Source organism: Aeromonas sp. S18(2024) (assembly GCF_041402525.1).
Classification (GTDB): domain Bacteria; phylum Pseudomonadota; class Gammaproteobacteria; order Enterobacterales; family Aeromonadaceae; genus Aeromonas; species Aeromonas enteropelogenes.
Genome location: NZ_JBGLQV010000004.1, coordinates 70,924 through 93,852 on the forward strand (window position 1 = coordinate 70,924; position 22,929 = coordinate 93,852).

The following is a 22,929-nucleotide window of genomic DNA, read 5'->3' on the forward strand; positions in this document are numbered from 1 at the left end:
GATGGCAGGGGGAGCGACAGTGAACGAGTTTGAGGCCTATCTGGCCGCCAACGAACATAAATCGCTATTGCGCTTTTTGACGTGTGGGAGTGTGGACGATGGCAAGAGTAGCCTGATTGGTCGTCTTCTGCACGATTCAAAGTTAATTTATGATGACCAGTTGGCAGCAATAAAACGTGATTCCCGCAAGTTTAATACCACAGACCAAGAAGTGGATCTGGCGCTATTGGTTGACGGGTTGCAGGCCGAGCGCGAGCAGGGGATCACCATCGATGTTGCCTATCGTTATTTTTCGACCGATCGTCGCAAGTTTATCATTGCCGATACGCCGGGCCATGAGCAGTACACCCGAAATATGGCGACCGGGGCTTCTCACTGCGATCTGGCGGTTATTCTGGTAGATGCCAGCAGTGGGGTAAAAGCGCAGACCCGTCGTCACAGCTTCATTTGTTCTCTGTTGGGTATTCGGCATATTGTGGTCGCCATCAACAAGATGGATCTGGTGGCATATGACGAGGCATGTTTTGACCAGATTCGGGATGATTTTCTCCGGTTTTCCGCTGAGCTGGGATTTGTTGATATTACCTTTATTCCGCTTTCTGCCTTGCGCGGTGACAATGTCGTCGAACCCGGTAACAAGATGCCCTGGTATCAGGGGCCTTGTCTGCTCTCTTGGCTCGAAACGGTGCGCATCGCCCCGCTCGACATGGGATCGTTTCGCTTTCCGGTACAGTATGTGAACCGTCCCGATGCGGATTTCAGGGGATATTGCGGTACGCTGGCTAGGGGAAGAATCGGGGTCGGTGATCCGGTGCGGGTATGGCCGTCCGGCAAAGCGAGTCGGGTCGCTCGTATTGTCACTTTTGATGGTGATAAGAGGAGCGCCATCATGGGCGAGGCGGTGACGCTGACGCTGGATGATGACATTGATATCAGCAGGGGGGATATTCTGGCGCCAGCCGATGAACATTGGTGTTCTGCGGAGAAGGTCAGTTGTATGTTGGTGTGGTTACATGAAACGCCGCTGCAGCCCCATCGGCAATATGAGATAAGAATTGGTACTCGTACTCTTGCCGGATTTGTGGAGAGCATTGATTATCGGGTTGATATCGAAGATTTTTCCCATCATCCAGCGGTGCATTTGCAGCTTAACGAAATAGCGCACTGCCAGATCCGGTTCACCATGCCGATACCGGTCGATTCCTATGCCACATGTCACGAAACGGGAGCGTTGATTTTGGTTGATCGCCTGACGAACGCCACCATGGGAGCCGCCATGATCGTACAGGCGCATAGTGAAGAACCTCAGTCGACACATCAGTTCAGTGAATTTGAAATTGAGCTTAATGCATTAATTTGCAAGCACTTCCCTCATTGGGGGGCAAAAAGTCTGAAGGATTTGCTCTGATGACGATGATGGCATGGTGGGTGCTGCTGGTTTTTGTCGGCGCGCTTCTGGCGCTTGCCCGTTGGCAGGACAAGGCTGATCGTATTTTCGGCCTAGTGTTGATGCTGCTCTATTTGCCTGGTGCTATCAGCAGTGAGGCATTACTGGCCAGTGCCGCGAACAACGGCCTGATCACCTTGGTGTTGTTGATTTGCACCGCATTTGTACTGGAAAAAACGCTGCTGTTACAACGTGCTGCTGCCTGGATGTTGACGCTGAACTTTGAACGTTGTTGGTGGCGAGTAATGCTGAGCAGCATTGCCAGCTCAGCCTTGTTGAACAATACCGCAATTGTATCAATTCTGCTCGGCCCTCTGCGTTCCGTCACTCATCATCCCGCTCGTCGATTAATCCTACCGATGACCTATGCCGTGTCGATGGGGGGAATGCTGACACTGGTTGGTACTTCGACCAACCTGATTGTTAATTCAATGATGATTGAGGCGAAATTACCAGGCTTTCATCTGACGGATTTTTTTCCGGTCGGCGTGGCCGTGGCCATTGTGGGTATTATCTGGTTGTGGTGGCGTCGTGACCAACTACCGGCCGCACCATTGAATGCGGAGTCGGTGGAGCACTATCTGGTGGAAGGCCGTATCGAGTCGGATTCGCCACTGATTGGCAAGACTATTGCCCAAGCTGGATTACGTCATCTGCAGCGTCTGTTTCTGGTCGAAATTGTCAGGTCTGGTGAAAAAATTTGCCCCGTACCACCACATGCTCAATTGGTGGTAGCCGATCGGCTGCTTTTTTCGGGAGATCCGGCCTCGATTGGCTTATTGGGCCGTTTTAAAGGGTTAGCCAGCTATGCGCAACGACAGGGATTGAATGCAGACGAATTGACTGAAGTATTGATTTTGCCAGATTCTCCTCTTTGCGGATTGCGCCTAAAAGAGTCCGACTTTCGGGCCAAATTTGATGCTGCCGTGGTGGCTATCCGTCGCAATGGAGAGGCGCTGAGCGGCGTCATGGGCGAGCAGATATTGTGTGGTGGCGATTTTTTGGTACTGGCAACCGGGAGGGATTTTTTGGGGCGTGCCAACCTGACCAAAAATTTTCTGATTATACGAGGTGCCAGGCCGTCTGCGACGATCAAACCACTGACCGAATGGTTGATGATTGGAGGATTCTTGCTGGCGATTACCCTGTCCGCATTGGGATGGGTAGCTCTGTTTAAATCCATGGTTTGTTACCTGAGCATTGTACTTTTGTCAGGTACGTTGACCTTGAATGAACTGCGGCGACGTTTTCCTTTGGGGCTCTGGTTGATCGTGATGTCAGCTCTGGCATTGGCAAAAGCGATGGAAACCAGTGGTTTGATGGGAGTAGTGACGGATTTGGTCAAGGTTCATCTGGAAGGTGCTTCACCTCATTGGGCATTGGTGGGCATGTTGGTTGCGACATGGCTGGTGACGGAAATGGTGACCAATAATGCCACTGCCGCCATGATGACCCCTCTTGCCTTGGCGTTGGCGCAGGGATTGGGCGTGTCGCCACTTCCATTTGTGATGGCGGTAGCATTTGGTGCCAGTTGCAGTTTTGTCAATCCTTATGCCTATCAGACCAATCTGATGGCACTGAATGCGGGTGAATATCGTCTAGTTGATTTTTTACGATTGGGACTGCCTTTGGCTTTGCTCTATCTTGCTGTGGTTGCAGCATGTGTTCCTCTCTTTTTCCCATTTTTTCCCGGATGAGGCTAGTTTCTTATGAATGATCTGACATGGCATGATCATCAGGTATTGCCAGCACAACGAGCACAACAAAAGCATCAGTTACCCGCGGTGCTCTGGTTTACCGGATTAAGTGGGTCAGGCAAGTCAACCATCGCCAATCTGGTTGATGAAAAACTCTATGCTATGGGCTATCACGGATTTGTGCTGGATGGGGATAATATTCGCCATGGGCTGAATGGTGATCTGGGATTCAGTGATGCCGAGCGGGTGGAAAATATCCGGCGGATTGCTGAAGTCGCTGTTCTCATGGCTGATGCCGGTCTGATTGTTTCGACGGCGTTTATTTCTCCTTTCGCCAATGATCGGGCTTTAGTCAGAGAACGATTGGGAGCCAGGTTGATTGAAATTCATGTCAGCACCCCCCTTTCAGTCTGTGAGCAACGTGATCCCAAAGGGTTATATCGAAAAGCAAGAACAGGCAGCATTCAGCACTTTACCGGTATCGATTCACCTTATGAGGTTCCATTAAATCCGGAACTCGTATTGGATGCGGGTGAACTGTCCGCAGAAGAGTGCGCCTGCAAGGTCTTGGATTATCTGAACCAAGGTGGATGGTTACTCAAGGATGGTAATAAGTGACCTCGGTTTCAGTTTCGATCAGTCTTGTAACCTATGAGCCGGATAAGGCGTTATTAGCGTCAACACTATTGGCGATGTCTAAGGCTGTTATTGATGCTGGTGTAAGTGTGCGGCTAACACTGGTAGATCATACGCCGTTGGCACGGCTGAATATTGATCGACAATGGTTGGCTGGCATCTGGCATCATGCCTTTGAATTGATTCAGCATGGCGATAACCCAGGTTTTGGTTGTGGGCACAATCTGGCATTGCAAACAGAGACGTCCGACTATCATCTGATTCTTAATCCCGATTTGGGCATAGCAGCGGATGGTTTGGTGTGTGGATTGGAATTCATGGCACAAAATCCAGATTGCGGATTATTGACGCCTTTCGCTACATGGGAAGATGGTGAGCTACAACGGCTTTGCAAACGCTATCCAACCGTATTTGATTTACTGCTGCGTGGTTTTGCGCCCGCGTTTGTGAAGAAGTTATTCCAGACGCGCTTGGCGAAATATGAGATGGCAGATCAGCTCAACAATCATGACGTGCTGTGGGACCCACCCATTGTCAGTGGTTGTTTTATGCTGTTTCGCACAGATGTATTGCAGCAGCTCGGAGGGTTTGACGCCCGCTTTTTCCTCTATTTTGAAGATTTTGACATCAGTTTGCGGGCTGGAAAGATCAGCCGTATTGCTTATGTCCCTCAGGTGAAGGTCGTTCATCATGGTGGGCATGCATCCCGCAAAGGTTGGCGCCATATCTGGATGTTTGGGCGTTCCATGGTGACTTTCTTCAATATTCACGGTTGGCGTTGGTGGTAATGGCAGATATCAAAAGTACAGTCTTGGTCACAGGAGCCAGCGGATTTGTAGGCAAGGCGGTCTGTGAACACTTGCTGGCGCTGGGGGCGAATGTTAAAGGCGCTGTCCGAAGTCACCCGCTGGCTTATTACCATGTTCAGGCTCCCTCTTTGACTGCGGATGCCAACTGGACAGCCCAATTGCAACAAGTGGATGTGGTTGTTCACTGTGCTGCCAGGGTGCATGTGATGTCGGATACCGCGACAGATCCCCTGGCGGCTTTTCGAGCGGTGAATACAGAAGGCACCCTAGCTCTTGCCCGGCAGGCGGCTGAGGCTGGTGTAAAGCGCTTCATCTTTATCAGCTCGATCAAAGTGAACGGCGAGCAGACCGAGCCAGGCAAGCCATTTGATGAGCATGTGCAGAGTCCGCCAGAAGATCCCTATGGACGTTCTAAGTATGAGGCGGAGCAGGGGCTGATGGCGCTCGCGAAAGAGTGCGATATGGCTGTAACCATTATTCGTCCTCCTCTTATTTATGGGGAAGGAGTGAAGGCTAACTTTGCCAGCATGATGACGTGGGTGCACAAAGGGATCCCGCTCCCTTTTGCCCGTTTGAACAATGCGCGTAGTTTGTTGGCGCTGCCTAATCTATGTGACTTCATTGCCCATACGATGGCGCACCCTGCCGCAGTGAACCAGGTCTTTCTGGTCGCAGATCCGGTTGCAGTGTCCACGTCGAAATTGTTGGCGGCGATTGCTGATGCAGAAGGGGTTAGCTGTCGGCTGTTTTATCTCCCACCAGGAGTGATAAGAGGGTTTGGCCGCTGTTTGGGGATTGATGCCAAGCTACAACGTATTTATGGCTCGTTGGAAATGGATACCGCTAAGGCTCAGTGCCGATTACAATGGTCGGCACCCTATTCGCTCTCTCAGACCCTATCTCTGATGGCATCTTCCCATAGTGAGTCGTATTGATGCTGGCATTTGTTTTGTTGTCGATATTTTGTCTGTTTCTTTCAATCACCATGACCGGCCTGCTCAGGTGCTACGCCCAGACCCACTTGCTTGACCAACCCAATCATCGCAGTTCACATCAGGTGCCCACTCCGAGAGGGGGTGGAATGGCTATAGTGGCCACCTTTCTGCTGGCAGCCCCGTTGTTTGTCGCCCTGATCCCACTGCCCTCTGGCATATCCCAGAGCAGCTTTGCATTGATATGGGCTGCGGCTCTGGGCATTGCATTGGTTGGTTTTATCGATGACCACATCTCTCTCAAGCCCCGAACCCGCCTGATTGTGCAGAGCATGGCGGCAGCTTTGGTGGTCTCTGCGGTTGATGGTTTGCCAGCGCTGACTTTCTTTGGTTGGCAGCTGGATCTCGCTTGGTTCGGTTATCTACTGGCTTGGCTTGGGGTGATCTGGTTTGTCAATCTTTACAATTTTATGGATGGCATTGATGGCTTGGCGGCCGGCGAGGCCGTTGTCGTCTGCCTATTTATGGCGTTATTTCATTTTCTGGTTGGGGGGGAGTGGTCATCTGCCAGTTTGACCCTGCTACTGGGGATGTCGGCGGCGGGCTTCTTGTGCTGGAATTTTCCGCCGGCCAAGATATTTATGGGGGATGGTGGCAGTGGTTTTCTTGGTTTGATGCTGGCTTCCCTGATGCTGCTCGATGCAACTTCTGCTCCTCAGTACCTCTGGGCATGGCTCGTCATGCTCGGGGTATTTGTGGTTGATGCGACCTGGACGTTGCTGAATCGCTATCGTCTGAAATGTCGTCTGAGCGAGGCTCATCGTACTCATGGTTATCAATATCTGGCGAGACGTTGGCAGAGCCATCGAAACGTGACATTGGCTGTGCTTCTTATAAATAGCCTCTGGCTTGCGCCGATCGCAGCCATGATTGTATTGGGTCAGTTTGATGGGGTAATCGGCCTCGTCATTGCCTACTTGCCGTTAGCGTTTATTTCGTATCACTTGAACGCTGGAGTACCAGAATGAGAAATATGCGTATACCCGGTGGGAACCGGCTATTGACCTTGCTTGGTTCATTGTCGCGCAACAGCAAACGTGCCGTATCTGTCGCCGTCGATATACTGCTTATCACTATCAGCTATTGGGGGGCGTACTGGATCCGGCTCGAGCATGGCTGGCCAATCGAGAGCCTCCCTCATTGGACGTTGCTCGGCGCAATTATCATTGTCAGCATCAGTGTATTTGTCAGGTTGGGGCTGTATCGCGCAGTGCTCCGATATGTCAGCTTTCGTGTGCTTTGGACAATCTCCCTCGGGGCGCTGCTTTCAACCTGCTTCTTTGTTCTCTCTGCGTTTTATTTCGATATCTTCCTGCCCAGAACGGTCTCGGTTATCTATCTCTCTTTTCTGGTGTTGCTGGTTGGCGGTGTGCGGCTGTTTTTCAGGGCGCTACTTAATACCACCCGTTTGGCTCGTACCCAGGTGTTGATCTACGGTGCGGGTTCTTCGGGCCGTCAGTTGCAAATGGCCTTGTTGCAAGGCAATGAATTTTATCCCGTCGCCTTTGTCGATGACGATCCAGCCAAACAGGGGCTAGTGATCCAGGGTTGTACCGTTTACAACAGTGCCCAATTACCAACCTTAATTGACCATCATGGGGTAGAGAAGATCTTGTTGGCCATGCCGAGCAGCACCAGAGCGCGTCGTCAAGAGGTGATCAATGCACTTGAGCCCCTCTCTTGCGAAGTGCTCTCTATCCCGGGGATGGCCGATCTGGTCAATGGCTCTGCGCGCATAGATCAGCTCAACGAGGTATCCATCGATGATCTGTTGGGCAGAGACCCAGTAGAACCAATACGACATTTGATGGAGGCCAATATCACAGGCAAAGCGGTAATGGTGACCGGTGCCGGTGGCTCCATTGGTGCTGAGCTTTGTCGCCAGATCTTGCGCTGCCGGCCATCCACCCTGGTACTGTTCGAACTATCTGAATACGCTCTCTATGTCTTGCACAAGACCCTGCGGGAGCAGTGTCAGCGTGAAGAAATCGAAACGGATCTGGTGCCGTTACTGGGGTCAGTGCAGCGCCAGCATCGCCTCAAGACGGTGATGCAGAGTTTTCGGATCCAGACGGTCTACCATGCAGCTGCTTATAAACATGTTCCGCTAGTCGAGTTAAACATCATTGAAGGAGTGCGTAACAACGTATTCGGTACGCTTTATGCGGCACAGGCTGCCATTGAGGCTGGGGTGGAGACTTTCGTGCTGATCTCCACCGACAAAGCGGTGCGGCCGACCAATACCATGGGGGCTAGCAAGCGTATGGCCGAGTTGATCTTGCAAGCCTTGACCCGTGAAAAGCATCAAACCCGTTTTTGTATGGTGCGTTTTGGTAATGTCCTTGGATCTTCTGGCTCTGTGGTGCCGTTATTCAGACAGCAGATAGATAAGGGAGGCCCCATCACTTTGACTCACCCCGATATCATTCGTTACTTCATGACGATCCCTGAGGCTGCCCAGCTGGTGATCCAAGCTGGCGCCATGGGGGAGGGGGGGGACGTCTTTGTGCTCGATATGGGGCAACCGGTGAGGATTATGGAGCTGGCTCAGCGGATGATCCGCCTGAGCGGCCTGACATTGCGTGATGAGTTGCGGCCAGATGGCGATATTGCCATCGAGGTGACCGGCTTGCGGCCAGGTGAGAAACTCTACGAAGAGTTATTGATTGGTGATGATGCCAGAGGAACCGAACACCCAAGGATCATGATGGCACAAGAGAGCTGGCTGCCCTGGTCGCGACTACGCCCCTTGCTGACCTCGTTGGATGAGGCCTGCCACCGTTTTGATCACCAGCAAGTGCGAGAGATCTTGCTGCATGCCCCTGCTGCATTCGAGCCAACGGATGGTATTTGTGATCTGGTGTGGCTTGCAAAACAGCAGCATACGATTGCTGATAATGTTGTGAATATACCGGTGGATAATGTACATTTTTTGCTGGCTAGAAATTGAGTTACCTGTTTCTATAATGAGGCAACTTGGATGCGATTAGCCCAAGTTGTGGCATTTTATCGAGAATATGCCGCAATTATTATTAATGTTAGTATTCTATTATTTGAAAAAATGGTGACCATTGGGTTGGTTTTTTTTTGCGAGGGGATAATTAGTCATTTACTAGGTGTATCCCTATATGGGAAATGGCTATATTCACTCAATACCGTCATTTTATTATCATCAGTTGCATTGATTGCCGGCTCGGAAGTTGTTGTTCCGGCATTAGTTAGGCATCCTCATTTGCGCTGGAAGATACTATCTTCAGTATTTATTTTTCGTCTACTTTTCGCATTTTTTGCTTTGCTGGTCACATTATTCTACGCTAATTTTATTATCACGGATCAAGATGTAAAATTAATGCTGACGCTATTGGCATTCTCTCTCTTTTTTAATGAACCATTTTCAGCCATTGTCAACTACTATCAAGCTACCACAAACATAGGTATTGTTGTTGCTATTCGTCTTGCAATTTTATTATTAAGGGTGCTTTTGGTAAGCCTCGCTTTTTTATTTTCATCTTATTTTATCATCTATTCAACCAGAGTAATAGAAGCAATTTTTTTCGCTATTTCTCTGAGTTGCGTTATTTATTTTAGAGGTGGCATCTGGGATTGGCATAAAAAAGTGGCAGTGGTAATGCTAAGTAGAGGTGGTGCACTTTGGGTACCATTAATGCTGATGCTGATTTATATGAGGGTTGATCGTTTCTTCATCGAGCATTACTTAGGGTATGAACAACTAGCCATGTATGGTGTGGCTAGTCAAATGCTCGAGCAGGGCGTACTTGTGCTCGGTATAGTTGTGCAGTCGATCGCGCCAATGATGTTATATGGGCGCACAGTTAAAAAAATACAAACTGTGTGTTTAGGTGTGCTATTAGTTTCATGTGTCTTGCAATTAATGGGTTGGCTATGGCTACATGAAATAGTCTATTTTATATTTGGTAAACATTATGAGCTAGCTGCAGAATTAGCCATTATGATGTTACCTGCACTTTCTTTTTTCGCTGTGGATAGCATTTTTATGCAACGACTATACCGTGACAAGAAATATTTTTTAATAATGTGCAAGTGGTTGTTTTTATCAATTATAAGCGCATTCAACTATTGGCTGTTACTAAAAGTATTTTGTTCCGATGACATATACGTCGTTTACATAATTAATGCTTTTTTGATGATGATTGCTACTATATTTATATATTTCATTCATCAATATAAAGGTTGCGTGTGTAAGGTCTTGTAATGATTACAATAATGACGCCAACTTATAATAGAGCGTATGTTTTACCAAGGCTGCATGACAGTTTGTGTCAGCAGACAAGGCGGGACTTTGAATGGCTCGTAATCGATGACGGTAGCACTGATGGTACCGCCGAGTTTATTTTTGACTGTAGAGTTAAATCTGACTTTTCAATCAATTATTTTTATAAAGAAAACGGAGGGAAGCATCGTGCCATAAATGAAGGTGTGGTTCATGCGACCGGTGATTGGATTATTATTGTAGATAGTGATGACTTATTAACATGTGATGCTGTCGCCAAGTTATATGATGTTATGGATCATATTGGCTCGGAATTCGTTGGAGTGTGTTTTAGAAAAGCAACGTTATCTGGCCATATAATTGGTATCTCCGGTACAGCATTGAGCAAGTCAATGGTAATGCACCCCATCATGGCAGGGAATATATTAAAAGGTGACTTGGCTTATGTTTTTCGCACTAATGTTATGCGCGAGTGTCCTTTTCCAGAGTTCCCGAGTGAAAAGTTCGTACCAGAGTTGTATATATGGAATAAAATTGCCGATATAGGTAAGATAATTTTCTATGTAGATCAGGCAATATACTTATGTGAATATCTTCCTGATGGTTACACCTCAAATTTTAAAAAAAATCTAAGAAGTAATCCATGTGGTTTTGGTTTGTTTTATCGAGACCAAGTGATCCGAGATTCTCGATTGTTTGGCAAGGTCAAAGCATGTATCAGAAGTCTTCAGTGTATTCTTTACTGTTGGTTGAAGAAATAGCATGAAAATTGCGATGATAATCACAGGTCTTGGTATGGGTGGCGCTGAACGACAAGTGTGCGATTTGGCAGACCAATTTATTAGGTTGGGCCACCATATATTAATTATCTCGATGACCGGTGAAATTAGAAATCGCCCACATTCGGCTGCAGTAGACATCGTTTCACTGCAGATGAGGAAAACTCCATTTAGTGTTTTCAAAGCATACTGGCAGGCGATTAGGTTACTTAATCAATATAAACCGGATGTGGTACATAGCCATATGGTGCATGCTAATATTTTTGCTCGCATATTACGATTATTTGTGTCATTTCCGAAACTTATCTGCTCTGCGCATAGTGTTAATGAGGGAGGCGGGTGGCGGATATTGGCATACAGGTTTACCGAAATATTATGTGATCTTAACACAAATGTAAGCCAAGAGGCTGTTGAGGCTTTTATTAAACAAGGCTCGGTATCTGCCGGGCGAATAAAAGTTATGTATAACGGTATTGATACGGAGCGTTTTTATTTTAACGCAGCAGTCAGAAATAAATTACGCTCTCAGCTTGGGATTGATAACAATAACATATTGTTAATTTCGGTAGGCAGACTGACCGCTGCCAAGGACTATAAAAATCTGCTTGTTGCATTTGCGATGTTATCTTCGAGATTCAATAATATTAAGTTGATAATTATAGGTGATGGTGAGGAAAGAGAATATTTAACCACAATTGCTAGCGCACACGGGATTAGCGAGCGAGTTCATTTCTTGGGGCTGCGCTATGATGTTGAAAATTGGATGAGTGCGGCAGATATATTTGTATTGTCATCAGCTTGGGAGGGGTTTGGTTTAGTTGTGGCTGAGGCTATGGCTACTGAGCGGGTTGTGGTTGCCACCGATTGTGGTGGAGTGAGGGAAGTGGTTGGCTCTGCTGGATTGCTTGTCCCCTCTAAAAATAGTCAGCAGCTATTTACCGCAATTGAGCAGGCTATAATGCTCTCCCCACTTGAGAGAGAGGTGATGACCAAAGAGGCTCGGACTAGGATTATTAACCATTATTCAATAGAGGCTATTTGTCTGCGTTGGTTAACTTTGTACCAGGACTACTCATGAGCAAACATCTCTGTATGGTTAGCAACACTGCGTGGTCAATGTGGAATTTTCGCCGTGGATTATTATCTGCACTTATACAAAAGGGATATCGAATAACTATCGTCGCTCCACCTGATAATACAGTTTTTTTGCTCTGTGATTTGGGGTGTTCATTTATTCCATTGGCACTGTCTCCTAAAGGCGTCAACCCAGTTGTCGAGCTAAAATTAATATTTGATTTCGTGAGGATATATAGAAGGGTTAATGCAGATTTAATTATCCATTATACGGTAAAACCCAATGTATATGGTTCTTTTGCAGCACATCTTTGTCACATACCTACCTTGGCTATAACCACAGGGTTGGGATATGCCTTTATGAATAATGGTTGGGTGCCTAAAGTAGTAAGGTTGCTTTATAAATTCGCTTTTAAATATCCTCAGTTAGTCATTTTTTTAAATGAAGATGATCGTCTTGAATTTGTTTCGAAGCAGTTGGTAGATGAAGGAAAGACTCTTTTATTGCCTGGCGAGGGCGTCGATTTGAGTTTTTTTTCTCCTGCAAAAAAATATGCTGAAGATGACTCGGTTAGTTTTTTGCTCATTGCGCGGCTATTATGGGATAAGGGGGTTGGGGAATATGTAGCTGCCGCAAAGCAGATTCACATTAATCATCCAAATGTAAAGTTTAAATTGTTAGGCGACTTTCAGGCTGATAATCCACGAGCAATTGGATATACGCAGTTGCATGAATGGATCAATGAAGGTGTGCTGGAATATCTCGGTACTACACACGATGTTAGGCCTATAATAATGGAAAGTGATTGCATTGTGTTACCTTCTTATCGCGAAGGATTGCCAAGAACTATGATCGAAGCTGCTGCAATGGCAAAGCCTATTATTGTTACCGATGTTCCTGGATGTAGAGATGTACTACTACATGAAAAAACCGGTTTACTCTGTCAAGCTAGAAATGTTGCATCATTGACTCATGCGATGATGAAATTCATACGGATGACTACAGCTCAAAGAACCTTGATGGGTAATGCTGGGAGGAAATTAGTCAGCGCCAGATTTGATGAAACAAAAATCATTGGCATATATTTTGATATATTGGCTCAGTATATCGGTGATGCTCACCCCGATGATTGATAACAAGAATGAGTTTCCCATGATAAATAATAGCTATCATCCATATGGTGGTCGTTGGTATGACCTAGTAATGTTTAATTATACAATAATATTTTTTTTTACATCCTTGGTGTCAACATTACTACCTGCATTTTTGTTTTGGGGGGGGGGCTTTTGGAGTTTCCTTGACGATGTAAAAGTGAATACACTTTTGGGCATCTTTATAACATGTATTACTGCTGGTTTTTTCCTGAGTCGAGTGCTTTGCTATCCTGGTGTTAATGCCTTATCTTATATGATTCCAACAGTAACAGCTGTGTATGGTATATTATTAGGGGTGTTGTTGCTCTTTCGTCTTGAGTATAGTAGGCCAGTAATTATAAGTTCGTATATATTGGCTTTAGTATCTTGCGGGGCTATTTATTACTTAGGAACACGATTTGGCAAGATCAAGTATTCTATCATCCCAGTTGGCAACTATCAAAAACTGTGTGCCTTGACTGCTGTTGAATGGAATGTTCTGCACAAACCTGATTCATCTCTGTTTTGTGGTAATGCTGTAATTGCTGACTTTCACTCTTCTGATTTGACGAGTGAATGGCAAAAGTTATTAACTGATTTCGTTTTGTTAGGGATACCTATCTATCATAGTAAAACTATATATGCATCATTAACAGGCCGAGTGAGCGTTGAACAATTATATGAAAATGACTTGGGTTCCGCTATTCCATCATTATTTTATTTTATTTCAAAAAGGTTTTTGGATCTCTTTGTTGTTATAATTTCACTCCCCCTTTTTATACCGGTGCTACTTATAATAGCAATATTAGTAAAGCTGGAAAGTTCTGGTCCAGTTTTTTTTAAGCAAAAGAGAGTTGGGCTTGGTAATAAAGACTTTGTAATATATAAATTTCGTAGTATGTATGAGAGTTCATCATTAGAAAGTGCAAATTTTGCTCAGAAGGTTGACAACCGAGTGACTCGTGTTGGTCATTTTATTCGTAAATATCGTATTGATGAACTTCCGCAATTTTTCAATGTCCTTAAGGGTGATATGAGCTTGATTGGTCCACGACCTGAACAGCGCCTTTTTGTGGAGAGATTTGAGTCTGAGTTACCATTCTATATGTATCGTCATATGGTCCGTCCAGGTATAAGTGGCTGGGCTCAGGTGATGCATGGTTACTCAGCAGACACAGATAGTACTCGTATAAAATTAGAATATGATTTTTATTATATTAGGAACTTTTCTCTGTGGCTTGATCTATTGATAGTACTTAAAACTATTAAGACAATGTTGACAGGATTCGGGGCTCGTTGAATATACGGAAATAATATATGATCAGCTTGTATTGGATTTTATTTTCATCATACTGGTTACTTGGTATGCATTTTTTTATGCACAATCCCGGTGGTGCTGGACTCTATTTGCCCTTTAATGCCTGGGGATGGATTTTTGCCAGCCTTATGATCGGAATAGGGTTGTGGCAGGTGACTCTGCGTCAACATATCACTTTTTCTCCATTGCAGGCTGCGCTATGGTCTGGGGCTTTGCTGCTGTTGTTGCCCATGTCCTATCCGGGATTTGAGCTGAAAGACTATGCCATTCCCCGTTTACTGGGATTATTTGCTGGCCTGCTGTTTCTATTTGGCTTTTACCAGTGGAGATTGACGCGCCCGCAGCGTGATAGCTTGCTTTATCTCATATTGGTTGCGATAGCGATAGAGGCCCTGTTTGGGCTTGTTCAGTTTTATCTGCTGACTCCCGGAAACTGGATTGGGTATGACACCAAGGTAAATCGTCCCTACGGTATTTTCCAGCAACCTAATGTGATGGCCAGTTTTATGGCAACGGGGATGGCTCTGGCGATCTGGTTGGAGTTACGAAGTGATGACTCACGAGTACTGATGGGTTTGCGTTACAGTGTCATATTCTCAACTGTATTGCTGTTGGTAGTGTTGCAATCTCGAGTAGGCCAGTTGAGTGGATTGTTGGCGCTGCTTATGTTGCTGCCACAACTTAGGCAACAACGAAAGCTTGGACTCATATTAGGTCTTGTGTTTCTGGCCATCATTTTGGGACTTTTATCCCAGTATTTGATGGCAGGAGAAAAGCGTGGGTTGGAGATCTACCAGTCTGGCGGAATGCGCTCTATTTACTGGCCCTACGCATTGAAGCTGGTGAGTGAACAACTCTGGACAGGATGGGGCTACGGTAGTTTCGAGTCCGTTTTTCTCCATCATTATATGGCCGATAAAGCAATGAATCCGGCCATGGTACAAATTGAGTACAACCTGGACCATCCCCACAATGAATTCTTGTATTGGGCTGTGGAGGGAGGACTCGCTTCTATGCTCGGTATGCTGATAATGGGGGGCGCGTTGTTATGGCGTCTTTCGTGTGCACCGGGGAAAAATGCCATGGCCATGCTGGCTCTGGTGACTCCTGTTCTGCTTCATTCCCAGACAGAATATCCTTTTTACCATGCCATCGTATCATGGTGGTTGCTATTAACGCTGATCTATTTAATTGATGCAGAAGTAGAAGAAGCGAATGTAGCAATCAGAAGCCAAACAACTTGGTGGGAGTGGGTTTATCGACCCTGGTTCTTGCTGCGTTTTATGGCGGTTACCATCCCTTTATTGGTTGTTCCCTTTATGCTAACAGCTCTGCATACCGCCTGGGTGGTGACCAAGTATGAAAGAGGGGGCTATAAAGAACCGACTCTGCTGCTGGATATCGTCAATCCCATGGCGTGGTTGACTCGGGTTGAATTTGATGTCAATTCGGTGCGGTTGATGGTGGGTCTGCAAACCAATAACAAGGCTGAACTGGAGGCCTATCTGGAGTGGGGGCAGGCTTTTGTACGACATACACCACGGGCCAATATTTACGCCAACATGGTGGTTGCCCTTAATGCCCTCGGGCGTATGGATGAAGCAAACACCATGCGTCGGGAAGCTCTGCAACTCTATCCTGATGATCCTCTGCTCACAAAATCAGCGGCCAAGTCGGTGATCACCGGCGTTGATCAGCCTGCTGAAAGTGACGCCAGGGCTAAATAAAGTAATTGTTGAGCTACCAAAGCCTGCTTCTGTCAAGAGCAGGCTTTTTTGTTGTCGTGCTTGAGGGGCGGCTGTCATATTCTTCTGGTCGGGATGGCTGTGTCGGGTAATGATGCTTGATGCCTGCCATTAATCGCAAAGGTTACCCCAAAAGGAGTGGGTGAGTATTCAACGGATTGATTTTAATAGGTTATTGCCAGGGTTTCATTTGGTTGCTATATATTGAAGTTCTGCCTTGCAATAGCGGCATGCAAATCAGAGATGAGCAAAACACAAGTGTTTAATATGCTGGTGATGTTAAAAAGGAGCTGTGTTATCTAGGGCGAATGATTGCTTGGCATCTGTTGTTGCATTGCTTCAGCGCCCCTATGGCTATGCTGAATGGAGTATTAATGGAGTATGTAATAGTGTGCTTTGCGATGAATCCGATGGTCATTTCTGATTGACGCCGAGCTTTTTCTTTCTATGGTTTTGTTATCAATCGTGGTTGCTGTCGATAGACTATGGTAAAAATGGACTCTAATACAGAAAAACTGTATGTCGTTATGAATTGTCCATGCTATTCTGAAACTGTTATCCCTGTGATCGATTTTTTGTGAGGAAATAATGAACGAGTTTCTGAAAGTTCTGCTGAACATTCGCAGTCTGCGTGCCGCTATTCGTGAGCTGCCGTTTGAGCAGCTGCTGGAAGCTAAAGAGAAGTTTGATCTGGTTTATCAAGAGCGCGCCGATTCTGTTGAGCAGGAGCGTGCCGAGCAGGAAGAGCGCCAGCGCAAACTGAATGAATTCACCGAAATGCTGCAGCAAGCAGGTATTGATCCCCGTGAATTGCTGGCTACTGCGGCTGCTCCGGCTGCTACTGGTACCACCAAGAGCAAGCGTGCTCCGCGTCCGGCCAAATACAAGTATGTAGAAGATGGCCAGGAAAAAACCTGGACTGGCCAGGGCCGTATGCCTAAAGCCATTGCAGCTGAAGTTGCACTGGGCAAAGATCTGAGCGAGTTTCTGATCTAATTCGTTGCGCCAAGCAATCTGATAATGCCGCCTTTGAGCGGCATTATTTTTGTGCGTTATTAATGTTAACCGATGTCTCTATTCGTTATTTGATTCTCTCTTGACTCCTCTGCATTCCTTTTCTTTCGGCTTTTCCTCCCCAGGATAAATATCTGTGTCGTGATTAATTTCATGATGCGTTCCGGTATCGGCGAACCATGTAGTTTTGCAGGAGACAAAAGAGGCTGTACATTCGTAGCCATTAGCGCTTGCGTCTATTGCACGTTATCTCTGACTTTTTTGATGGGGTTTGGTAGAAGAAAAAAGGATGGGATGTTGAAGAACCGGCACACTCGCCAAGGATAATGAGTAATGTGCGGGGGAGTGGCAATAATAAGGCCCCGATCTGGCAACAACGCGGGGCCTTATGTTTATTGGGCGAGTGGGGCGTCTGTGCCCCCAATGGCCTGGTAAATTCTGGTCATCACGTTGAGTAGCTCTTTTTGTTGGGCGAGCAGGCTCTGTTCTGCCTCCCACAAGCGATTCTGCTCATCCAGCCAGGTCTGCACACCGGTGGCGCCCGCCTCGAAGCGCGCTCGGGCCAACCGTTCAGACTCGTTGGCATAACCCAGCTGTTCCTGGAGATAGGCGAGTCGTTGCTGGCCATGGTGGCGGGCCGCCAGATTGTCTTCGACTTCGACCAGCGCCGTATAGAGCAGTTTGCGAAACTCGGTCTCGGCGATCTGGTACTCAAGCGCTGAGCTGTCGATGGCGAGCCGGGTGCTGTTGTACTCAAGGAAGGGAAGAGCCAGGCTTGCCCCCAGCGTCCCGACCGGATTTTGCAGCACCTGAGCCAGCCTGTCCGACGCCGTGCTGGCGTTGCCGGTCAGGGTCAGCGACGGGTAGAAGCTGGCGCGGATCTCATCCCCCTTGGCGAGGGTCTTGCGCAGTCGCAGCTCCGCCGCCTTCACATCCGGGCGACGGGCCAGCAGATCGGCGGGGATGCCGATAGCCAGTTCGGGGATGGGCTGAAGCGTAAGACTGGCGGGGGCATACGCCAAGGGGCCGCTGTTACGCCCCAAGAGCAGCCTCAGGGCGTTGCTGGCCTGCTCTTGCTGGGTTTTCAGCGACGCCAATTCGGCGCGCTTGCCTGCAACCTGTTGACGAGTCTGGGCCAGATCGAGCCGGGTTATGGCGCCGGCGCGGTATTTGGCCTCGGTCAACCGTTCGGTGCGCACCAGGTTGGCCAGTTGCTGCTCGCCAAGGGCAATAGCCGAGCCGAGATAACCCAGTTGCCAGTATTGTTCCAGCGTCTTGCCAATCAGCATCAGACGGGTGCTGGCCAGATCCTGTTCGCTGGCGGCCGCCTCCCAGCTTGCCTGATCCCGCACCGATGCCAGCTTGCCCCACAGGTCTACCTCATAACTGAGGCCGAGAGCGGGCCCCAGTGTGCTGCTGGAACTCCCCGTCTTCAGGTTCTTGTTAGCGCTGGCATCAAGGCTGCCAGTGACCGAGGGGGTGAGGTTGGTATCTGCCTGCTCTGCGCCAAGCTGCGCGTTTTTGAGCTTGAGTGCGGCGACGTGCATATCCGGATTGGCGGCCAGCACGGCCTCGACCAGGCGGTCGAGCTGAGGGTCATGGAATCCCTGCCACCAGGCCCCTGATTGTGCCAACTGCTGGGTGTCATACGCCTGTTGCCACTGGGGCGCGATAGCCAGCTCGGGTCTTTGATAGCTGCTGTGCTGGCTGCAGCCGCCGAGGGCCACGCACAGGGCCAACCAGGATAATTTGTACATTGTTATTCCCTCGCCAGTGCGACCACGGGGTCGAGCCGCGCCGCATTGCGCGCTGGCAGATAACCGAACAGGATCCCGATGAGTGACGAACAGCCGAAGGCCATCAGGATGGAGAAGAGCGAAAACTGCATCTGTATGGTGTCGACCAGCAGGGAGAAGACCACGCCAATGCCGAGCGCGAGCGCGACGCCGAAGATGCCCCCCAGCAGGCTGACCATCACGGCCTCGATCAGGAACTGCTGCAAGATGTCCGATTGACGCGCCCCCACGGCCATGCGAATGCCGATCTCGCGGGTGCGTTCCACCACGGAGACCAGCATGATGTTCATCACCCCCACGCCGCCGACGATCAGCGAGATCACGGCGATGGCCGAGACCATCAGGGTCATGGTGGCCGTGGTTTTCTCCACCGACTTGATGATGCTGTCGCTGCTGAAGGTGAAGAAATCCTTCACTCCGTGGCGCTTGGTGATCAGCTCGATCACCGCCTGTTCGGCCAGCGCCGGCTGGATGCCATCCTTGACCCGTATGGTGATCTGGCTGAAGTGGCGCTGGGAGATGAGGCGGCTCATCACGGCGCTATAGGGGAGCCAGACATTGACCGACTGGCTGCTGGGGGCAAAGCCGGTCTCCTGGGAGACGACCCCAATGATGCGTACCGGCAGGGTGCCAACCAGTACCACCTTGCCGATGGGATCATCCTTGCCGAGCAGGCTGGGAATGCTCTTCTGATCGACCACTGCTACCGCCGAACGCTGTTGTATGTCTCGCCATTCCAGTAAGCGACCACTTACTAATGTCATGCCCTTGACCTTGAAGTAGTCGTTGCCAACCCCGGTTACGTTGCCGCTGCTGGTCTTGTTGCGATAGCGAAGTTGTCCCGAGCTGATGATCTCCGGGCTGGCACCTGCCAGATAAGGTTGTCCCAGCAAGGCATCGAGATCCCCCTGGTTGAGGGTCTGGATGCTGGCCATCTTTTCATCTCCCCACCCCTTGCCCGGGAAGATCTCTATGGTGTTGGTTCCCATCGCATTGATCTGCTCGATCACCTTGGTGCGGGCTCCCTGGCCGAGGGCCACCACGCTGACGACCGCCGCGATGCCGATGATGATGCCCAGCATGGTGAGAAAGGTGCGCATCCGGTGGGCCAGCATGGCATGCAGTGCCATCCGGCCAGCTTCCCGATAGCGATCCCAGTCAAGGCTGGCTCCTCCCTGACTGGCAACGGGGAGGGGGATGGTCGATGGGGAAGCCTGTTCGCGCTGACCACTGTCCTGCTGAATGCAGCCATCCTTGAGGGTGATGATGCGATCCGCATGGTTGGCGACCCCCATGTCGTGGGTGACCAGTATGATGGTGTGGCCCAGGGCATGAAGCTCCTTGAGGATGGCCATCACCTCCTTGCCGCTCTGGCTGTCCAGCGCACCGGTCGGTTCATCGGCCAGGATCACCTCGCCGCCATTGGCCAGCGCCCGGGCGATACTGACTCGCTGTTGCTGGCCGCCGGAGAGCTGCCCTGGGGTATGGTGGCGACGCTCGCCAAGACCCAGTCGCTCCAGCAGCTGCTTCGATCTGGCCTGACGAGCCTGACGTTTTGTGCCGGCATAGACGGCGGGGATCTCCACGTTGGCGGCTGCGTCCAGATGAGGCAGCAGGTGATAGCGCTGAAAGATAAAACCGAAGTGATGGCAGCGCAGGCGCGCCAGTGCCAGGGCATCGAGGGTCGCCGTGTCCTGGCCACGAAACAGGTACTGGCCGCTGCTGGGCCGATCGAGACAGCCAAGCAGATTCATCAGGGTCGACTTGCCGGAGCCGGAGGCACCGACGATGGCGATCATCTCGCCAGCCTGAATGGTCAAGTCGAGGGGATGGAGCACGGTAACTTCCTGCTCGCCGCTCTGGTAACGGCGCTCGACCCCTTTTAGCTGGATCAGGGGCGGCTGGTTCAGCGGCTCGCTCATAACATCATGCCTTCTTCTTTGTCCGCTACGGGCGCGCCGTGGTTGAGCTGCACTTCGTCCTGCTCCATCAGCCCGCTCACCACCTCGATGCGGATCTCGTCCCTCATCCCGGTCTTGATGCGGCGAGTCTCACCGGGAGCGCCGTCCCTGACGAGGGTTACCTCATATTCGTTGTTAGCCACCTGCTTGCCGAGCGCGGTCTGCGGCAGAGTGAGTATCTGCTTGCGCTCGCCGAGCACTATGGTTACCTGGGTGGTCATGGCCACGCGCAGAGCATGATCCGGATTGGGCACATCAAACAGGGCGTAGTAGTAGACGGCAGCATTGCTGGTGGTACTGGTGGTGGTGACCTGTTCGTTGATATTGGTGGGGGCCAGCTCCACGGCTCGCAGGGTGCCCTGATATCGGGTGTCCGGATCGCCTATCAGGGTGAAATAGACCGGCATGCCCGCTTTCACCTTGGTAACGTCGGCTTCCGAGATCTGGGCCTTGACCGTCATGGTGTCGAGATTGGCCAGTTTCAGCAGGGTTGGCACCGTCTGGCTGGCGGCCAGGGTCTGACCCTGACGGGTGACTATGCTGATGACGGTGCCATCCATGGGGGCCAGGATCTTGGTGTAACCCAGCTCGGTCTGGGCCCGCTCCACCTTGATACGGGCACTGTCGATATTCGCCTGGCTGTTTTGCATCTCGGCGCGTGTGACGGCGAGTTGGGCTTCTGCACTCTCCAGATCGGCGCGAGAGCTGGCCTCCTGCCTGAACATCTCTACCTGACGGCGCCAGGCCAGCTCGTACTGTTTGAGCTGGGCTTGCTTGATCTTGAGTTGGGCGAGGTTGCTGGCGAGCTCGGCTTCGGCCGTTTTCAGATTGTTCTGGGCGATGAGAGGGTCAATCTCGGCCAGCAGATCTCCCTTGTTGACCTGAACGCCATCCTCGACGGCCAGGCGGGTCACCTGACCGGAAACCTGTGCTCCCACATCCACCTGCTCGATGGCTTGCAACACGCCGCTAGCCAGTACGGTTTGGCTAATGTCTTCCCGGGTGACTTTGGCGGTGAGCATCTCGGTGGCCGGTTGGCTTGGCCAGGCCAGCCAGCCGATGAGGGCCGCGACGAACAGGGTAGAGAGCGCCAGGGCTGTGCGCTTGGGACTTGGGGTCATGGATCACCTGACTGAAAACGGAATAAGAGAAGTGCCGCGAGTATCCTGCAGCAAAGCCTCGCCAATGAACAGCCAGAAATATGTAAGCAAAATTATGCGCTTATCTGTCAGTAAGCGAAGTAATTGGGAAGGGGAAGCTGATAGACGGGGATTGAAAGAAAAAAGCCCCGCCATCAGGCAGGGCTCGGGAGAGTTCAGGCTGTGGCTCAGGCCTTGGCCAGCAGCTCCATGACCCAGGGCAGGCCCTGCTTCTTGCGGCTGACGAAGCCCGGATGGAAGCAAGATTCGGTGGGGACCTTGGGATGGGCGGTAAAGTGAATGCGGCTGGCGGCAGCGGTAAGATCAGTCACCATCAATACGAAGAAGTCGAGCCCTTCGCTTGCCACGCGCGCGGCCATCTCTTGCTGCAGTGCCGGGAGATGTTCGGCCAGCTGCTGCTCACTGCCCACCTCGATCTGGCTCATGATGAAGCTGCAACCTTCGGCCTGGAACGCTTTCTCGTCCTGTTGCAGCAACTGGGCCGGAGTCAAGCCGCTCAAATCGGTCTTGGCTATCAGCAGCTGCTGGCCGAATTCGGCCAGAGAGACCTCGGCCAGCTCGGCCAGGCGCTCGCAGGTGACCTTGTCCTGCTCTGTGGTGGTGGGGGAGGTGAGGCAGAGGGTGTCACTCATGATGGCACCCAGCATCAGACGGGCCTGGCTGCGGGTCACTTGACCCTGTTGGCTCAGCAGCTCGAAGGCGATGGTGCAGGTGCAGCCCACGGCGCGGATCCAGGCATCCAGCGGCGACTGGGTGATCAGGGTGCCGAGGCGGTGGTGATCCACCAGGCCCAGTACGTTGGCCTGTGCCAGGGTCGCGGGGCCCTGTTCCAGATCACTGAAATCCACCAGCCAGACATCTTCACCGGCAAGATCCCGGGTCAGCAGTTCGGGTTCGGCAACGCCGGCTTGCTCCAGGATGAAACGGGTTTCGGTGCGCAGGTCGCCCAGGCGCCATGGGGTGGCTTGACGCCCCTGGGCTTTGAGCCAGTCGGCGATGACCAGGGCGCTGCAGATACTGTCGCTATCAGGATTCTTGTGACCAAAAACGTGGATCATAGACAAAGCCTCACAATGGGATACCCAAAAAGGGGGCGGGTACTATGCGAAATCCCG

Annotated in this window: 18 protein-coding genes; 14 read left to right on the top strand and 4 right to left on the bottom strand. The window is 50.1% G+C overall.

Annotation, left to right across the window (positions count from 1 at the left end; translation table 11 throughout):
- Window position 1: 1 nt before the first annotated feature.
- The 14 genes from cysN (at window position 2) to ACB034_RS08925 (ending at window position 16,879) form a co-directional block, all read left to right on the top strand.
- Entirely contained in the window at window positions 2-1,408 is a 1,407-nt protein-coding gene (gene cysN, locus ACB034_RS08860) for a sulfate adenylyltransferase subunit CysN (protein WP_371172627.1), read from the top strand.
- Window positions 1,408-3,144 carry an SLC13 family permease gene (locus tag ACB034_RS08865; protein WP_371172628.1) on the top strand — a complete coding sequence of 579 codons (1,737 nt, stop codon included), beginning with the start codon at window positions 1,408-1,410 and terminating at the stop codon, window positions 3,142-3,144. The genes cysN and ACB034_RS08865 overlap by 1 nt, the downstream gene beginning before the upstream one ends.
- Before the next feature lie 12 nt (window positions 3,145-3,156).
- Window positions 3,157-3,762 (top strand): adenylyl-sulfate kinase, encoded by a 606-nt coding sequence (gene cysC, locus ACB034_RS08870; RefSeq protein ID WP_371172629.1) that lies wholly within the window; start codon window positions 3,157-3,159, stop codon window positions 3,760-3,762.
- On the top strand, window positions 3,759-4,568 hold the full coding sequence (locus tag ACB034_RS08875) for a glycosyltransferase family 2 protein (protein WP_371172630.1): 810 nt from the start codon (window positions 3,759-3,761) through the stop codon (window positions 4,566-4,568). Before cysC ends, ACB034_RS08875 begins: the two co-directional genes overlap by 4 nt.
- A complete protein-coding gene (locus ACB034_RS08880) occupies window positions 4,568-5,524 on the top strand; it encodes a UDP-glucose 4-epimerase family protein (RefSeq protein ID WP_371172631.1) in 957 nt (318 codons plus the stop codon). Before ACB034_RS08875 ends, ACB034_RS08880 begins: the two co-directional genes overlap by 1 nt.
- Entirely contained in the window at window positions 5,524-6,549 is a 1,026-nt protein-coding gene (locus ACB034_RS08885; RefSeq protein WP_371172632.1) for a glycosyltransferase family 4 protein, read from the top strand. Before ACB034_RS08880 ends, ACB034_RS08885 begins: the two co-directional genes overlap by 1 nt.
- Window positions 6,546-8,531: a polysaccharide biosynthesis protein gene (locus ACB034_RS08890; RefSeq protein WP_371172633.1), complete on the top strand. Its 1,986-nt coding sequence runs from the start codon at window positions 6,546-6,548 to the stop codon at window positions 8,529-8,531. Before ACB034_RS08885 ends, ACB034_RS08890 begins: the two co-directional genes overlap by 4 nt.
- Before the next feature lie 30 nt (window positions 8,532-8,561).
- The gene (locus tag ACB034_RS08895; protein WP_371172634.1) at window positions 8,562-9,815 is read left to right on the top strand and encodes an oligosaccharide flippase family protein; all 1,254 of its coding nucleotides are present in this window, start codon (window positions 8,562-8,564) and stop codon (window positions 9,813-9,815) included.
- A gap of 11 nt (window positions 9,816-9,826) precedes the next feature.
- The gene (locus tag ACB034_RS08900) at window positions 9,827-10,594 is read left to right on the top strand and encodes a glycosyltransferase family 2 protein (RefSeq protein ID WP_371172635.1); all 768 of its coding nucleotides are present in this window, start codon (window positions 9,827-9,829) and stop codon (window positions 10,592-10,594) included.
- Between the two features lies 1 nt (window position 10,595).
- Entirely contained in the window at window positions 10,596-11,690 is a 1,095-nt protein-coding gene (locus ACB034_RS08905) for a glycosyltransferase (protein ID WP_371172636.1), read from the top strand.
- Window positions 11,687-12,820, top strand: coding sequence for a glycosyltransferase family 4 protein (locus tag ACB034_RS08910; RefSeq protein ID WP_371172637.1), 1,134 nt, complete (start codon window positions 11,687-11,689; stop codon window positions 12,818-12,820). Before ACB034_RS08905 ends, ACB034_RS08910 begins: the two co-directional genes overlap by 4 nt.
- A 19-nt stretch (window positions 12,821-12,839) precedes the next feature.
- Window positions 12,840-14,120 (top strand): sugar transferase, encoded by a 1,281-nt coding sequence (locus tag ACB034_RS08915; RefSeq protein ID WP_371172638.1) that lies wholly within the window; start codon window positions 12,840-12,842, stop codon window positions 14,118-14,120.
- A 17-nt stretch (window positions 14,121-14,137) separates the two neighbouring features.
- Window positions 14,138-15,865 carry a Wzy polymerase domain-containing protein gene (locus ACB034_RS08920; RefSeq protein WP_371172639.1) on the top strand — a complete coding sequence of 576 codons (1,728 nt, stop codon included), beginning with the start codon at window positions 14,138-14,140 and terminating at the stop codon, window positions 15,863-15,865.
- A 606-nt stretch (window positions 15,866-16,471) separates the two neighbouring features.
- The gene (locus ACB034_RS08925; protein WP_061475545.1) at window positions 16,472-16,879 is read left to right on the top strand and encodes an H-NS family nucleoid-associated regulatory protein; all 408 of its coding nucleotides are present in this window, start codon (window positions 16,472-16,474) and stop codon (window positions 16,877-16,879) included.
- 410 nt (window positions 16,880-17,289) lie between these two features.
- On the opposite strand, the gene ACB034_RS08930 is transcribed toward ACB034_RS08925, so the two are convergent.
- The 4 genes from ACB034_RS08930 to ACB034_RS08945 form a co-directional block, all read right to left on the bottom strand.
- Entirely contained in the window at window positions 17,290-18,654 is a 1,365-nt protein-coding gene (locus tag ACB034_RS08930; protein ID WP_371172640.1) for an efflux transporter outer membrane subunit, read from the bottom strand.
- A 2-nt stretch (window positions 18,655-18,656) separates the two neighbouring features.
- On the bottom strand, window positions 18,657-20,615 hold the full coding sequence (locus ACB034_RS08935) for a MacB family efflux pump subunit (RefSeq protein ID WP_371172641.1): 1,959 nt from the start codon (window positions 20,613-20,615) through the stop codon (window positions 18,657-18,659).
- Window positions 20,612-21,775 carry an efflux RND transporter periplasmic adaptor subunit gene (locus ACB034_RS08940; RefSeq protein ID WP_371172642.1) on the bottom strand — a complete coding sequence of 388 codons (1,164 nt, stop codon included), beginning with the start codon at window positions 21,773-21,775 and terminating at the stop codon, window positions 20,612-20,614. Before ACB034_RS08940 ends, ACB034_RS08935 begins: the two co-directional genes overlap by 4 nt.
- Window positions 21,776-21,981: 206 nt before the next feature.
- Window positions 21,982-22,872 carry a manganese-dependent inorganic pyrophosphatase gene (locus ACB034_RS08945; protein ID WP_371172643.1) on the bottom strand — a complete coding sequence of 297 codons (891 nt, stop codon included), beginning with the start codon at window positions 22,870-22,872 and terminating at the stop codon, window positions 21,982-21,984.
- Between the last annotated feature and the right edge of the window lie 57 nt (window positions 22,873-22,929).